The 14,626-nt window shown below is 71.8% G+C and carries 16 protein-coding genes and 1 pseudogene; 12 read left to right on the top strand and 5 right to left on the bottom strand.

What is annotated here, in order from left to right:
* The first annotated feature begins 12 nt into the window (after positions 1-12).
* Both V6U88_RS28890 and ygiD read left to right on the top strand, forming a co-directional pair.
* A complete protein-coding gene (locus V6U88_RS28890) occupies positions 13-570 on the top strand; it encodes an RNA 2'-phosphotransferase (protein ID WP_334457890.1) in 558 nt (185 codons plus the stop codon).
* A 77-nt stretch (positions 571-647) separates the two neighbouring features.
* On the top strand, positions 648-1,517 hold the full coding sequence (gene ygiD, locus V6U88_RS28885) for a 4,5-DOPA dioxygenase extradiol (protein WP_334457854.1): 870 nt from the start codon (positions 648-650) through the stop codon (positions 1,515-1,517).
* Between the two features lie 11 nt (positions 1,518-1,528).
* Here the strand turns inward: ygiD and V6U88_RS28880 are convergent, their stop codons facing one another.
* Positions 1,529-2,188, bottom strand: coding sequence for a TetR/AcrR family transcriptional regulator (locus V6U88_RS28880; protein WP_334457852.1), 660 nt, complete (start codon positions 2,186-2,188; stop codon positions 1,529-1,531).
* Positions 2,185-3,399 (bottom strand): acyl-CoA dehydrogenase family protein, encoded by a 1,215-nt coding sequence (locus V6U88_RS28875; protein ID WP_334457850.1) that lies wholly within the window; start codon positions 3,397-3,399, stop codon positions 2,185-2,187. The genes V6U88_RS28880 and V6U88_RS28875 overlap by 4 nt, the downstream gene beginning before the upstream one ends.
* A 121-nt stretch (positions 3,400-3,520) precedes the next feature.
* On the opposite strand from V6U88_RS28875, the gene V6U88_RS28870 reads away from it, so the two are divergent.
* Positions 3,521-4,273: an SDR family NAD(P)-dependent oxidoreductase gene (locus V6U88_RS28870; RefSeq protein ID WP_334457888.1), complete on the top strand. Its 753-nt coding sequence runs from the start codon at positions 3,521-3,523 to the stop codon at positions 4,271-4,273.
* Positions 4,274-4,349: 76 nt separating this feature from the next.
* Positions 4,350-5,405: pseudogene (locus V6U88_RS28865) on the top strand (AMP-binding protein); the annotation flags it as partial.
* 141 nt (positions 5,406-5,546) lie between these two features.
* On the opposite strand, the gene tnpA reads toward V6U88_RS28865, so the two are convergent.
* The gene (gene tnpA / locus V6U88_RS28860; protein ID WP_210779084.1) at positions 5,547-5,963 is read right to left on the bottom strand and encodes an IS200/IS605 family transposase; all 417 of its coding nucleotides are present in this window, start codon (positions 5,961-5,963) and stop codon (positions 5,547-5,549) included.
* A gap of 22 nt (positions 5,964-5,985) precedes the next feature.
* Between tnpA and V6U88_RS28855 the strand changes: the two genes are divergently transcribed.
* The 7 genes from V6U88_RS28855 to V6U88_RS28825 all read left to right on the top strand — a co-directional run bounded on the left by V6U88_RS28855 (position 5,986) and on the right by V6U88_RS28825 (position 12,697).
* Positions 5,986-7,218: an RNA-guided endonuclease InsQ/TnpB family protein gene (locus V6U88_RS28855; protein ID WP_334457843.1), complete on the top strand. Its 1,233-nt coding sequence runs from the start codon at positions 5,986-5,988 to the stop codon at positions 7,216-7,218.
* Between the two features lie 44 nt (positions 7,219-7,262).
* The gene (locus tag V6U88_RS28850) at positions 7,263-7,586 is read left to right on the top strand and encodes a class I adenylate-forming enzyme family protein (protein ID WP_334457885.1); all 324 of its coding nucleotides are present in this window, start codon (positions 7,263-7,265) and stop codon (positions 7,584-7,586) included.
* A 194-nt stretch (positions 7,587-7,780) separates the two neighbouring features.
* Positions 7,781-8,626, top strand: coding sequence for an ABC transporter ATP-binding protein (locus tag V6U88_RS28845; protein WP_334457841.1), 846 nt, complete (start codon positions 7,781-7,783; stop codon positions 8,624-8,626).
* Positions 8,623-9,339 carry an ABC transporter ATP-binding protein gene (locus tag V6U88_RS28840; protein ID WP_334457839.1) on the top strand — a complete coding sequence of 239 codons (717 nt, stop codon included), beginning with the start codon at positions 8,623-8,625 and terminating at the stop codon, positions 9,337-9,339. The genes V6U88_RS28845 and V6U88_RS28840 overlap by 4 nt, the downstream gene beginning before the upstream one ends.
* Before the next feature lie 27 nt (positions 9,340-9,366).
* Positions 9,367-10,245, top strand: coding sequence for a branched-chain amino acid ABC transporter permease (locus V6U88_RS28835; protein WP_334457837.1), 879 nt, complete (start codon positions 9,367-9,369; stop codon positions 10,243-10,245).
* A complete protein-coding gene (locus V6U88_RS28830; protein ID WP_334457835.1) occupies positions 10,242-11,381 on the top strand; it encodes a branched-chain amino acid ABC transporter permease in 1,140 nt (379 codons plus the stop codon). Before V6U88_RS28835 ends, V6U88_RS28830 begins: the two co-directional genes overlap by 4 nt.
* A gap of 44 nt (positions 11,382-11,425) precedes the next feature.
* Complete coding sequence (locus V6U88_RS28825; RefSeq protein ID WP_334457832.1) at positions 11,426-12,697, top strand: ABC transporter substrate-binding protein; 1,272 nt, start codon at positions 11,426-11,428, stop codon at positions 12,695-12,697.
* Between the two features lie 78 nt (positions 12,698-12,775).
* On the opposite strand, the gene V6U88_RS28820 is transcribed toward V6U88_RS28825, so the two are convergent.
* A complete protein-coding gene (locus V6U88_RS28820) occupies positions 12,776-13,228 on the bottom strand; it encodes a MaoC family dehydratase (RefSeq protein WP_334457830.1) in 453 nt (150 codons plus the stop codon).
* Positions 13,229-13,391: 163 nt separating this feature from the next.
* Between V6U88_RS28820 and V6U88_RS28815 the strand changes: the two genes are divergently transcribed.
* Positions 13,392-14,018, top strand: coding sequence for a TetR/AcrR family transcriptional regulator (locus tag V6U88_RS28815; protein ID WP_334457828.1), 627 nt, complete (start codon positions 13,392-13,394; stop codon positions 14,016-14,018).
* Between the two features lie 51 nt (positions 14,019-14,069).
* Here the strand turns inward: V6U88_RS28815 and V6U88_RS28810 are convergent, their stop codons facing one another.
* Complete coding sequence (locus V6U88_RS28810; RefSeq protein WP_334457826.1) at positions 14,070-14,447, bottom strand: VOC family protein; 378 nt, start codon at positions 14,445-14,447, stop codon at positions 14,070-14,072.
* Positions 14,448-14,626: the final 179 nt, after the last annotated feature.

Genomic DNA, 14,626 nt, shown 5'->3' with positions numbered 1-14,626 from the left:
CCGCAGACGGCCATGGTCGACAATGGTCCGGTGGACCATCGGGCGCTGGTGCGGCTGAGCAAGCGGATGTCGTTGGCGTTGCGGCACCAGCCGGCCCGGTTCGGCCTGACCCCGGACCGGGCCGGCTGGGTGCCCGTGGCAGACCTGCTCGCCGCCATGCGGATCGCGCGCGCCGACCTCGACGCGGTCGTGGCCGGCAACGACAAGCAGCGCTTCGCCGTCGAACGGGGCGCCGACGGCGTCGAACGGATCCGGGCCAGCCAAGGGCACAGCATCCCGGTCGACCTGCAGCTGGAGCCCACCACGCCACCCGAGCGCCTCTACCACGGCACCGGCGCGGCCGCGCTGGACTCGATCCGGGCCACCGGCCTGCACCGGGGCGGGCGGCACCACGTACACCTGTCGCCGGACGTGGCGACGGCCCGGCGGGTCGGTGCCCGCCGCAGCGGCGCGGTGGTGGTGCTCGCCGTCGACGCGGCGGCGATGGCCCGCGACGGGCACGTCTTCTACCGCAGCGCCAACGGGGTGTGGCTGACCGACGCGGTGCCCCCGGCCTACCTCGTCGGCTGACGGGGCGTACCGGCCTGATCTGCCGCGACGCCCGCCCCCGCCGGACTACCCTCGGACCACGGCACGGAGGGAGCGGCATGAGCGGTCAGCAGGGTCCCGACATGATGCCCGCCGTGTTCTTCGGCCACGGCAACCCGATGAACGCCCTGGAGGTCAACCGGTACACCTCGGCCTGGCGGGCGTTCGGCCGGGCGGTGCCCCGGCCCCGGGCGATCCTGGTGGTCTCGGCGCACTGGTACATCGGCGCGACCGCCGTCACCGCCATGCCCCGGCCGCGCACGATCCACGACTTCTACGGCTTCCCGCAGCAGCTGTTCGACGTCCGGTACCCGGCGCCGGGCCTGCCGGAGCTGGCCGAGGAGGTCAGCGACCTGGTCCGTCCGACCTGGGTGGGCGCCGACGTCGACTCGTGGGGCATCGACCACGGCACCTGGTCGGTGTTGACCCACGCGTTTCCCGAGGCGGACGTCCCGGTGGTGCAGCTGAGCATCAACGCGTTCAAGGGGCTGGACTACCACCTGGGCCTCGGCGCCCAGCTCGCGCCACTGCGCGAGCGCGGGGTGCTCGTGGTGGCCAGCGGCAACGTGGTGCACAACCTGGGCGGGGTGGACCCGATGCTGGGCGACCGGGGTTTCGACTGGGCGCGGCGCTTCGACGACGCGGCTCGTGAGGTGATGCTCGACGAGCCCACCGAGGCGGCCCGGCTGGACGCCCACCGCGACTTCGGGTGCGCGGTGCCGACGCCGGACCACTTCATCCCGCTGCTCTACCTCGCCGGCATCGCCGGTGCGAGCAGGTCCAAGCCCGAGGTGCTGGTGCACGGGTACGCGTACGGGTCGCTGTCGATGACCGCGTACACGGTGGGGTTGTCCTGCCGGGGCGGCGACCAGCCGGCGGGCGCGCCGTCGCTGCCGCCCGGCGTGCCGGCCGACTCGGCGAACATCTGACCCGGCCTGGGTCAGCGCGGTGCGGGGCGCCCGGCCGGCTCGGGCTCCGCCGGGGGGCGCAGGCCGTCGACGAAGAGCGCGACCAGTTGGTGGCCGACCTCGGTGAAGGTCAGCGGCCCGTCCGGGTGGAACCAGGTGTGGATGTTGCCCAGCGCGCTGAGGAACGTGTGGGTGACCACCGTGGCGGAGACGTCGGTGCGGACCACGCCGGCCAGCTGACCCTCGTGCACGAGGTCACGGAAGAGGTCGTGGTAGCGGCGGCGCTCCCGGCGGGTGGCCTCGGCGTGCTCGTCGTCGAGCAGATGCGCCGAGCGGGCCCAGACGGTCAGCTCGGCGAGGTGCTCGGCGGTGTGCGCGACGACGTCGAGGGCCGCCGCGCGCAGCCGCTCCCGCACCGGCCCGTCGCCCGCGGCGATCTCGGCCAGCCGCTGGGTCTGCTCCGCGAGCAGTTCGCGGTAGATGCTGGTCAACAGCTCGGACTTGGACCCGAACCAGTGGTACAGCGCACCCTTGGTGACCTCCGCCGCGGCCACGATCTCCTGCACGCTCGTCGCCTCGTAGCCGCGCCGGGCGAACAGCTCGGTGGCGGCCGCGACGATGCTCTGCCGCGCCGAGCCACGCGGCGCCCGCCGCCGCTCGGGCGCGACGGCGGACCCGGTCGCCACCGTCACCGCGACTCCCGGTGGCGGCGGATCTCCCGGCGGGCCACGTCGCGCACGTGCACCTCGTCGGGGCCGTCGGCGATGCGCAGGGTACGGGCGCCCGCGTACATCGACGCGAGCGGGAAGTCGTCGGAGACGCCGGCGCCGCCGTGCACCTGGATGGCCCGGTCGATCACCTCCAGCGCCACCCGCGGGGCGATCACCTTGATCGCGGCGATCTCGGTGCGGGCGGCCTTGGCGCCGTAGCGGTCGATCATCCAGGCCGCCTTGAGGGTGAGCAGGCGCGCCTGCTCGATCGCCATCCGCGACTCGGCGATCTGCTGCTGCACCACGCCCTGCTGGGCCAGCTCCTGACCGAAGGCGACCCGGGTGGTGGCGCGCTGCACCAGCAGGCTCAGCGCCCGCTCGGCCAGGCCGATGGCGCGCATGCAGTGGTGGATCCGGCCGGGGCCGAGCCGGGCCTGGGCGAGGGCGAACCCGCCGCCCTCCTCGCCGAGCAGGTGCGACGCCGGCACCCGGACGTCGGTGAAGACCACCTCGCCGTGCCCGTGCTGGTCGTGGTAGCCGAAGACGGGCAGCGAGCGCACCACCTCGACGCCGGGGGTGTCCACCGGCACCAGGATCATCGACTGCTGCCGGTGGGTGTCGGCCGACGGGTCGGTCTTGCCCATCACGATCATGACGGCGCAGCGCGGGTCGGCGATGCCGGTGGTCCACCACTTGCGGCCGTTGATGACGTACGAGTCGCCGTCGCGTTCGATGCGGGTGCGCACGTTGGTGGCGTCGCTGGAGGCCACGTCCGGCTCGGTCATCGCGAACGCGGACCGGATCTGCCCGTCGAGCAGCGGGCGCAGCCAGCGTTCCTTCTGCTCGTCGGTGCCGAACATGTGCAGGATCTCCATGTTGCCGGTGTCCGGGGCGGCGCAGTTGACGGCCTCCGGGGCGATGTCGATCGAGCGGCCGGTCAGCTCCGCGAGGGGGGCGTACTCCAGGTTGGTCAGCCCGGATACGTCGGGCAGGAACAGGTTCCACAGGTCCCGGCGGCGCGCCTCGGCCTTGAGGTCCTCGACGACGGCGGGCAGGTGGTGGCGCTTGCCGGCCGCGGTGAGCTCGGCGCGCTGGGCGGCGTAGACCGCCTCGGCCGGGTAGACGTGCTCGTCCATGAACTCCTGCAGCCGCTTCAGGTACTCGGCGGACCGTGCGGTCGGTTCGAAGTCCATGGCTGCCTCCCCATTGACGCGCGTGTCGGCGGCTCGCTACCGTCGCCGAACGCCGAACATACCGGCTGGTCGGTATGGCGTCCAGAGCACCGCGAACGTGAGGAGCCCCAGGGTGAGCGTGATGGACCGGTTCCGCCTCGACGGGAAGGTCGCCGTCGTGACCGGCGCCTCCTCCGGCCTGGGGGTGTCGTTCGCCCGCGCGCTCGCCGAGGCCGGCGCCGACGTGGTGCTCGGCGCCCGCCGCGTCGAGCGCCTGCCGGAGACGGGCGCGCTGGTCGAGAAGGCCGGCCGCCGGTACGCGTACCGCGCCACCGACGTCAGCCGTCCCGAGGACTGCGAGGCGCTGGTCGCCACCGCGATCGAGCACTTCGGACGGGTCGACGTGCTGGTCAACAACGCCGGGGTCGGCACCGCCGTGCCCGCTTCCCGGGAGACGCCGGAGCAGTTCCGCTCCGTCGTCGACGTGAACCTGATGGGCAGCTACTGGATGGCTCAGGCGTTCGCCCGGGCGGCGACGGGCGGCGGCGCCATCGTCAACATCTCCAGCGTCATCGGCCTGCGCCCCGGCGGCATCCCGCAGGCCGCGTACGCGTCCAGCAAGGCCGGCGTCATCGGCCTGACCCGCGACCTGGCGGCGCAGTGGACCGGCCGCAAGGGCATCCGGGTCAACTGCATCGCCCCCGGCTTCTTCGCCTCCGAGATGAGCGACCAGCTGGAGCCGGGCACCTTCGAGATGGTCAAGGCGCTCGCCCCGGCCGGGCGGCTCGGGGAGCACGAGGAGCTCGCCGCCACGCTGATCTGGCTGGCCAGCGACGCCTCGTCGTACGTGACCGGAGTGACCGTGCCCGTCGACGGCGGCCTCGTCATGCCTTGACGCCCACCGCCGCGGGGCGTAGACCGGCTGTCACGTTGCTCGATGTACCGCGACTCGCCGCACAGGAGGAGCACCGATGAGTTTCAACCTCGCGACGATCCTCCGGGAGCCCCGCCGGGCGCATCCCGACAAGCCGCTCTGCCACCTCGACGACCTGAGCTTCAGCTACGCCCAGGTCGACGAGGTCTCCGGGCGGGTGGCCGCCGGCCTGCTCGGGCTGGGCCTGCGCCGCGGCGACAAGGTGGCGGTGCAGCTGCCCAACCTGCCGCAGTTCCTCTTCACCTACTTCGCCGTCCTCAAGGCGGGCCTGGTGATGGTGCCGCTCAACCCGCTGCTGCGCGCCGACGAGGTGGCGTACCACCTCGCCGACTCCGACACCCGGGTCCTGGTCACCTTCGAACTGTTCGCCGGGGAGGCGGTGCGGGGCGCCGCCCAGGTCGAGGGCGTGACGACGTACGTGGTGCAGCTGCCCGGCAGCGACCGCCGGCCGCCGGGGACCCGGCACTACGACGAGCTGTACCGGGGCAAGGACACCGGGGAGATCGCGCCGACGGACGCCGACGACACGGCGGTGCTGCTCTACACCAGCGGCACCACCGGCCGGCCCAAGGGCGCCGAGCTCACCCACTTCCAGCTCTACATGAACTGCACCGTCGGCGGCGACCTGTTCGGCTTCGCCGACGACGACATCGGCGTGGCCGTCCTGCCGCTGTTCCACGTCGCCGGGCTCTCCAGCGTGCTCAACGTCGCCGTGCGCTACGGCGGCACCATCGTGCTCGTGCCGCGCTTCGAGGTGCGGCCGGTGGTCGACGCCATCGAACGGCACCGCTGCACGATCTTCTCCGGCGTGCCCACCATGTACTTCGCCCTGTTGCAGGCCGACCTCACCGGCCGGGACCTCTCCTCGTTGCGGGTCGGCGTCTCCGGCGGGGCGCCCATCCCCGGCGAGGTGATCCGCGCCTTCGAGGAGCGGTTCCCCGGCGTGGTGATCCTGGAGGGCTACGGGCTGTCGGAGACGGCCAGCACGACGACGTTCAACATCAGCGCCGAGCAGCGCAAGGTGCTCTCCATCGGCAAGCCGATCTGGGGCGTGGAGACCCGCATCGTCGACGACGCCGACCGGCCGCTGCCACCCGGACCCGAGCACATCGGCGAGATCGTGGTGCGCGGGCACAACGTGATGAAGGGCTACCGGGGTGCGGGCCAGTGCTCCGCCCTTCAGGGCGGGGGTGAAGGCCCGTGCTGGGAGGGCCGTCAAGGCTCGAGCAGTGCCTTAGACCGGGCGGTTCTGCTGTTCGATGTACTGACGCACGGCACTCAGCGGTGCGCCGCCGACGGAGCCGGCGAAGTACGAGCCCGACCAGAGCTTGTTGGCCCGGTAGTAGTGCCGCCGCAGGTCGGGGAACTCCTGCCGCATCCGTCGGCTGGACACGCCCTTGAGGCTGTTGACCAACTTCGCCAGGGCGACCTTGGGCGGGAAGTTGACGAGCAGGTGGACGTGGTTGTTCTCGCCGTTGAACTCGACCAGTTCGGTCTCGAAGTCGGCGCACACCGCCCTCATGATCTCTTCCATGCGGGCGAGGTGCCGGTCGCCGAACACCTTGTGCCGGAACTTCGTCACGAAGACCAAGTGAGCGTGCAGAGCAAAAACGCAGTGTCTGCCAGTGCGGATGCCTTCGAGTTCAGCCATAAACCAATGGTATTCTACGCTCGTGCAGCTCCGTTACAACTACCGCGTGTATCCCACGCCGAGTCAGCAGGCTTCGCTGGCTCGGGCGTTCGGGTGCGCGCGGGTGGTGTTCAACGACGGGCTGCGCGCACGGCAGGAAGCCCGCGAGCAGGGTCTGCCGTACCTGTCGGACGCCGAGCTGTCCAAGCGGGTCACCGCGGCCAAGGGGACCCCGGAACGGGCATGGCTGGGCGAGGTCTCGTCGGTCGTGCTGCAACAGGCGCTGGCCGATCTGAACGTGGCGTACCGCAACTTCTTCGCCTCGATCACCGGCAAGCGCAAGGGCCGCAAGGTGGCACCGCCGCGGTTCCGCTCCCGCAAGGACAACCGTCAGGCGATCCGGTTCACCGCCAACGCCCGATTCAAGGTGCTGGACAACGGCCGGCTGCGCCTGCCGAAAATCGGCGACGTGGAGGTGCGCTGGTCGCGGGGTCTGCCGTCCGAGCCCAGCTCGGTCACGGTGATCCGGGATGCGGCGGGCCGGTACTTCGCCTCGTTCGTCGTGCAGACCACGCAGGACGAGACGCTGCCGCCGGCCGGGGCCGAGGTGGGTATCGATCTGGGGCTGACCCACTTCGCGGTCCTCTCGGACGGTACGAAGGTCGCGGCCCCGACGTTCCTGCGCCGCGCGGCCCGCAAGCTCAAGCGGTTGCAGCAAGACCTCTCCCGCAAGACCAAGGGATCGAACAACCGCAAGAAGGCCGTCGTGAAAGTCGCTCGGGCGCATGCCCAGGTGGCCGACACTCGGCGGGACTGGCAGCACAAGCTGTCCACGGCGATCATCCGCGACAACCAAGCGGTGTACGTCGAGGACCTGTGCGTCGTCGGTCTCGGCCGGACCCGGCTGGCGAAGTCCGTGCACGACGCCGGTTGGGCGTCGTTCACAAGCATGTTGGAGTACAAGGCCGCCCGGTACGGGCGCACCTTCGCCCGCGTGGACCGGTTCTTCCCGTCCACGAGGATGTGCTCGGACTGCGGCCGGATCAACGACAAGATGGCGCTCAACGTCCGAGCGTGGGACTGCCCCTGCGGCAGCACCCACGACCGGGACGTCAACGCGGCCACGAACGTCCTCGCGGCGGGACGCGCCGAGAGCCTAAACGCCTGTGGAGCGCAGATAAGACCGGCACTCGTGCCGGCACCGCGCGAGGAAGCAGGAATCCGCCCGGACGCCGCGTGTTCCACGCGCAGCGCGGAGGGAATCTCCGTCCTTTAGGGCGGAGAGATCGTCAACTGTTCGTCGTCGACCGCAAGAAGGACATGATCATCCGGGGTGGGTACAACGTCTATCCCCGCGAGGTCGAGGAGGTCCTGTACGCCCACCCGGCGGTCGTCGAGGCGGCGGTGCTCGGCCGCCCCGACGCCAGGCTGGGGGAGGAGGTCGTGGCGGTGCTCAGCGTCCGGCCGGACGCCCGGGTGACGCCCGACGAGCTGGTGGCGTACTGCCGGGAGCGGCTGGCGGCCTACAAGTACCCGCGGCAGGTCCGGATCGTCCCCGAGCTGCCGAAGGGCCCGACGGGCAAGTTGCTCAAGCGCGAGTTGAAGAAGGAACTGCTGGAAACGCCTGCACGGCAAGTGCAATAGTCGCTCCCGTCCGGGTCCGCACGGACCCGGGCCGCCCACCGATGTCCTGGTACGACAGGTCCACATCACAGCGTCGTAACAAGCCATTGACGCACACCGCTCGAAAAGTACACTCCCGGTGTAATAACCGCCCCCACGCTTCGCCCGAGTCGCACCGCGCACACCCCCGCCGCCGTGTCCCGTAAGAGGTGAAGATGAGCCCACCCCCCACCGACACCCCCACCGGCGGCATCGACCTGGCCCTGCACGACGTCGGCGTCCGGTTCGGCGGACTGGTCGCGCTGGACGGCGTCTCGATGCGGGTGCCGCCCGGCCGGATCGTCGGCGTGATCGGCCCCAACGGCGCCGGCAAGACCACCCTGTTCAACGTGGTCTGCGGCTTCGTCCCGCCGACCAGCGGATCGCTCACCCTCGACGGCCGGCCGTTCCGCCCCCGCCCGCATCGGCTCACCCGCCTCGGCATCGCCCGCACGCTGCAGGGCGTCGGCCTGTTCCCCGGCCTCACCGTGGTGGAGAACGTGATGGCCGGCGCCAGCCACGCCGCCCGGGCCGGCTTCGCCACCGCCCTGTTCGGCCTGCCCCGCAGCGACCGGGACGAACGGCGGCTGCGCGAGGAGGCCCTCGACCTGCTGGCCGAGCTGGGCGTCGCGAAGCACGCCGCCGCGCCGCCCGGCACCCTGCCGTACGCCGTGCGCAAGCGGGTCGCCCTCGCCCGCGCCCTGATCGCCCGCCCCCGCCTGCTGCTGCTCGACGAGCCGGCCGGCGGGCTCGGCGCCGACGACATCGCCGAGCTGGCCGAACTGGTCACCGCACTGCCCGGCCGCGCGGCCGGCGCCTGCTCGATCATGCTCGTCGAGCACCACATGGACCTGGTCATGTCCGTCTGCCACGAGATCGTGGTGCTCGACTTCGGCCGGGTCATCGCCGCCGGCACCCCCGAGCAGGTACGCGACGACCCGCTGGTGACCGAGGCGTACCTCGGCGCCGACGTCCCGGCCGGCGCGACCGGCACCGCCGCCGGCCCGGTGGGTGCGCCGTGAGCGCCATCCTGGAGGTCGACGCGCTCAGCTCCGGTTACGGACCGGTGCCGGTGCTGCGCGAGGTCACCTTCGCCGTGCCCACCGGGACCATCGCCGCCGTGCTCGGCGCCAACGGCGCCGGCAAGACGACCCTGCTGCGGACCCTGTCCGGCCTGCTGCGCCCCACCGCCGGCCAGGTCCGGTACGACGGCACGGACCTGCGCGGCGTCCGCGTCGAGGCGCTGGTCCGGCGCGGCATGGCGCACGTGCCGGAGGGGCGCGGCATCGTCGCCGAGCTGACCGTCGAGGAGAACCTGCGCCTCGGCGGGCTGTGGCGCCGCGACCGGGCCGACGCCCGGCGCGCCCAGGACGAGGTGTACGAGCTGTTCGAGCCGCTGGCCCGGCGGCGACGGCACGCCGGGCACCAGCTCTCCGGCGGGGAGCGGCAGATGCTCGCCCTGGGCCGGGCGCTGATCGCCCGGCCTCGGCTGCTGCTGCTCGACGAGCCGTCGCTCGGCCTCGCGCCCCGGGTCACCGCGCAGATCATGGCGCTGCTGCGGCGGCTCTGCGACGACAGCGGCCTGACCGTCCTGCTCGTGGAGCAGAACGTGCGCAGCGCCCTCTCGGTCGCCGACCAGGGCGTGGTGATGTCCCTGGGCCGCGTCGTCATGGCCACCCCGGCGGCGCAGCTGCGCGACGACGACACGCTTCGCCACGCGTACCTCGGGTTCTGACCACCCACCCGTAGGAAGGATCCGCGCTTGGACCGGTTTCTGTTCCTCACCTTCGACGGACTCTCCACCGGCGCCGTCTACGCGGCGTTCGCCCTCGCCCTGGTGCTGATCTGGCGGGCGGCCCGTCTGGTCAACTTCGCCCAGGGCGCGATGGCGGTGGCGACGGCCTACGTCGGCTACGCGGTGGCCTCCGCCACCGGTTCGTACTGGCTCGGCCTCGGCGCGGCCGTCCTCGCCGGCCTGGCGCTCGGCGCGCTCGTCGAACGGGTGCTGATGCGCTTCGTCGGGCACGCCAACCCGCTCAACGACGTCATCGTCGCCCTCGGTCTGGTGCTGCTGATCCAGGCGGTGCTCGGCATCGTCTTCGGCAACGAGTACCGGCCGGCCGCCGCGCCGTTCGACACCGACGCCCTGTCGATCGGCGGGATCGCCGCCCTGTCCCCGTACGACCTGTGGGTCCTCGGCGCCGTCCTGGTGGTCGTGGTGCTGCTCGCGCTGCTGTTCACCCGTACCCCGATCGGCCTGCGGATGCGGGCCTCCGCCTTCGCCCCCGAGGTGTCCCGGCTGCTCGGGGTGAACGTCAGCCGGATGCTGACGGTCGGCTGGGCGCTGGCCGCCGCGGTCGGCGCCCTCGCCGGCATGCTGGTCATCCCCACCGGGCTGGGGCTGCACCCGCACGCGATGGACCTGGTCTTCGTCGTCGCCTTCACCGCCGCCGTCGTGGGCGGCCTGGACAGCCCCGCCGGTGCGGTGGTCGGCGGCCTGCTGGTCGGCCTGATCCTGTCCTACGTCACCGGCTACCTAGGCCCGGACACCACGCCGCTGGCCGTCCTCGTCCTGCTGCTGGCGGTCCTGCTGGTCCGCCCGGGCGGGCTCTTCTCCAGCGCGAGAGCGAGGCACGTGTGACCACCACCGAGCCCGACGTGTCCACCTCGGAGCCGCCGTCCATCCGGCCGTCACCGCTGCGCCGGCTGCTGCCCGGCCCGCCGGGCGCCGCTCCGGCGCGGGGCGCCACGCTGCTGCGCCACCTGGTCCCGGCCGTGTTCGCCGGCACGCTGGTCGTGCTGCTGACCAACCAGTTGCCGCCGTACCAGAACCTCCAGGTGGCCCGGGTCTGCGCGTTCCTCTGCGTCACCGCCGGGTACACCGTCCTGGTCGGGCTCAACGGTCAGCTCTCCCTCGGGCACGGGGCCCTGATGGCGACCGGGGCGTACACCGTCGCGCTGTTCCACCGGGCCTTCGAGGCGCGGGCGGTGCAGGGCCGATGGATCCTGCCGCTGTCCCTGCTGGCCGCCGTGGCGGTGACCGCGGCGGCCGGGCTGGTCATCGGGCTGGCCGCCGCCCGGCTGCGCGGGCCCTACCTGGCCGGCGTCACCCTCACCGTCGCCACCCTGGTCCCGGCGATCACCACGATCTTCATCGACACCTTCAACGGCGAGCAGGGACTGCGCTTCCCGGCGGAGACACCGCCGGCGTTCCTCGGCGCCTACTTCCAGCCGGAGCGCTGGCTGGCCTGGATCGCGCTGCTCGCCGCGCTGACCACCATGGTGCTCATGGCGAACCTGGTGCGCAGCCGGTTCGGCCGGTCGCTGCGCGCCGTCCGCGACGACGAGGTGGCCGCCCGGCTCTCCGGCATCCACGTCGCCCGCAACCAGGTGCTCGCCTTCGTGGTGAGCGCCGCCTGCGCCGGCCTGGGCGGGGGCGTGTACGCGGTGCTGACCGCCACCGTGGCCCCCGGCAAGTTCTCCCTCGACCTGTCGCTGTTCCTGCTGATGGCGATCGTGATCGGTGGGCTGGGCAGCCTCGCCGGCGCGGTCTGGGGCGCGGTCCTGCTGGTCGCCCTGCAGGACCTGCCGAGCCTCGTCACCGAGACCTTCACCCTGCCGGCGGGCCTGGCCCAGCGGCTGGAGGGCAACCTGGCCCTGGCCGTGTTCGGTCTCGTCCTGATCGTCGTCATGCTCGTCGCCCCGGGCGGCCTGCAGGGCGCCGCCCGCACGCTCACCGCACGTCTGAGGCCGCGTCGGCGGGCACCGAGCCGCTGACCCCACCGTCGCACCCACCCCCCGTCGCAAAAGACAGGAGAACCATGCATCCCACCGCACGCCGCGCTCTCGCGGCCGCCGCCACCCTCACCCTGCTGGTCGGCGCGTCGGCCTGCGCCAACGACGAGAAACAGGCGGCCGAGAACGTCCCCGGCGTCACCGACACCGAGGTCGTGATCGGCACCCACCAGCCGCTCACCGGTCCCGCCGCTCCCGGCTACTCCCGGATCTCTGCCGCCACCAAGGCGTACTTCGAGCACGTCAACAGCAAGGGCGGGGTGAACGGGCGGAAGATCGTCTACAAGGCGGTCGACGACGGCTACAACCCGGCGAACACCGAGAACGTGGTCCGCAAGCTGGTCCTCGACGACAAGGTCTTCGCCCTGCTCGGCGGGCTCGGCACCCCTACCCACACCAACGTGCTGGAGTTCGTGAAGACCCAGAAGGTGCCCGACCTCTTCGTCTCCTCCGGAAGCCGCAACTGGAACCAGCCGGAGAAGTACCCGACGACCTTCGGCTGGCAGCCCGACTACACCGTCGAGGGCAAGATCCTGGCCACCTTCGTCAAGCAGCAGTTCCCGGGCCAGAAGGTGTGCCACTTCGGGCAGAACGACGACTTCGGCCGCGACTCCCTCGCCGGGGTGGAGAAGATCCTCGGGCCGGTGGCCGCCAAGCAGACCTACACCACCACCAACCAGCAGGTCGGCCCGGCGATCGGGGCGCTGAAGGCGGCCGGCTGCCAGGTGGTGATCTCGGCGACCATTCCCGGCTTCACCGCCCTGGCCATGGGCCAGGCCGCCGGCCAGGGGTTCCGGGCGCAGTGGGTGGTGTCCAACGTGGGCGCCGACTACACCACGCTCTCCACCCAGCTCGGCGACAAGAAGGTGATCCTCGAGGGCATGATCGCCGACAACTACCTGCCGATGGCCAACGACCAGAGCGACCCGTGGATCCAGGCGTACACCAAGATCCACCAGCAGTACAACGCCGCCAACCCGATCGACGGCAACGCGGTCTACGGCTACTCGATGGCGTACACCTTCGTGCAGGCGCTGCTCGCCGCCGGCAAGGACCTGACCCGCGAGAAGCTGGTCGAGGCGGTGCGCAAGGGCGGCTTCACCGGGCCTGGCCTCACCCCGTTCCGCTACAGCAAGGACGTCCACGCCGGCTACAGCGGCGTCCGGATGAACAAGGTGCAGAACGGCGTCCAGGCGTACTTCGGCCCGACCTACACCACCGACGACGGTGACGGCGCCGTCACGGAGCTGACCGGGGCGCCGGCCGCGCCGCCGGCGGACGCGATCCCGACGACCTGATCCGCGAGCGCCGCCGGTCGGCAGGCGGCGCGGCGGGTCCGGCCCGGGCCGCCACCGGACGGTGGCGGCCCGGGCTGCTCAGACGTAGAGGCGGGCGAGCGTCCGGGCGACGCAGCACGGCTTGTCGCCGCCCTCGCGTTCCAGGGTCACCTCGTTGGACACCTGGAGTCCGCCGGCGACCGGCTCCACCGCGAGCAGGCTGACCCCGGCCCGGACCCGGCTGCCGGTGGGCAGCGGGGCGGGGAAGCGGACCCGGTCCAGCCCGTAGTTGACGCCCATCCGGATTCCCTCGACCCGGTAGACCTCGGCGCCGAGCGCGGGCAGCAGCGACAGCATCAGGAACCCGTGCGCGACCGTGCCCCCGAACGGCCCGCTCCGCGCCCGCTCGGGGTCCACGTGGATCCACTGCCGGTCCCCGGTGGCCTCGGCGAACGCGTCGACCCGGGCCTGGTCGACCAGGTGCCAGTCGCTGTAGCCGAGGTGGTCGCCGAGCGCCTTGGTGAGCTCGTCGGGAGTGGCGAAAACTCTCATCGTCGGTCCTCCGTGCCGTTCAACAGGTGCACCTACGGTGCGCATTGTCGGGCCGCCGTGTCAACGGATCGACCGATCCGGTGCCCTCCGGTCGTCGGTTGGCGCATCTCGATACACTGCCGGTGCAGTTTTCTCCGGCACCGTCACGACAGGGGACCGTCACATGATCGACGTGGACGCCGACGCGCCGGCGCGGGTGGACGGGCGTTCGGCGCGCGCCGAGCGTACCCGTAGCGCCATCGTCGACGCGCACCTCGCGCTGATCGACGAGGGTGACCTGCGGCCGACCGGGGAGCGCATCGCCGACCGCGCGGGGGTGTCGCTGCGGACCTTGTGGACCAACTTCAAGGACATGGAGACCCTGTTCGCCGCGACCGGGCGCCGGGTCAGCGAACGGCAGGAGGCGCTGGTCCGGCCGATCCCGCCGGAGCTGCCGCTCACCCGGCGGATCGCGGAGTTCAGCGCCCAGCGCGCCCGGATGCTGGAGGTGCTGGCCCCCACGGCCCGCGCCTCCGCGCTGCGCGAGCCCTTCTCGCCGCAGCTGCGCCGCAACCGCGAAGGCAACATCGCCCGGGTACGCGGCGAGATCGAGACCGTCTTCGGCCCGGAGCTGGCGCACGCCGGGCCGGACCGTGAGCAGCTGCTCGACGCGCTGACCGTGGCGAGCACCTGGTCGGCCTGGTCGATGCTGCGCGACGCGATGGGCCTGGACGTCGAGGCGGCGCGGGCCACCCTGGCGCGGATCCTCGGGGCGCTGCTCGTCGACGCCATCGCCGCCGGGCTGCGCTGACCTTCCCCGAAGGCCGTCACGCCCCCGGCGCGTCGCCTAGGAAGTGTTTCGTCAGTGGCGGACAAGGCAGAACGGATGCCCTGCAGGGTCGGCATAGATACGCCAACCTCGTCCATCTGCTCCATCGTCCAACACCGTTGCTCCCAGGGCCAGCACCTGCTCTTGGGCGCGGTCCAGGTCCGTAACACCGAAGTCCAGGTGGAACTGCTGTGGCCGGGCCGGGTCGGGCCACTGCGGTGGCTGGTAATCCAATGCGCGTTGGAAGGCCAGGACGAGGCCAGACGACGTGTGTAACGTCGCCCAGTCGTTGCTGATCGCCCATCGCTGATCCCGCTGGTTGACGGCACCGCCGAGGAGCGCCTGGTAGAACTCGGCAAGTTCCGCCGGGTAAGAGCAGTCCAGCACGACACACTGCAGGTCGGCGATCATGAGCCGATCCTAGGCGCTGGGAGACGTGCCGGAATGCTACGGGCCCTGGCAGACGACGAAGCCACCCTGCACATCTCCTGATCAACGAGTGGCTGCCCGGCAACTTTTGAAACACGGCCTAGTAGTGCTTTGTTAGGTTCGGTGGCGTTTGTTGCGGTGTAACGGTTTCACGGGTTGGT

Origin of the sequence: Micromonospora sp. CPCC 205739, from assembly GCF_036906795.1 — a bacterium.
In the GTDB taxonomy this organism is placed as follows: Bacteria; Actinomycetota; Actinomycetes; order Mycobacteriales; family Micromonosporaceae; genus Micromonospora.
This window is presented reverse-complemented; position numbering and strand designations above follow the sequence as displayed.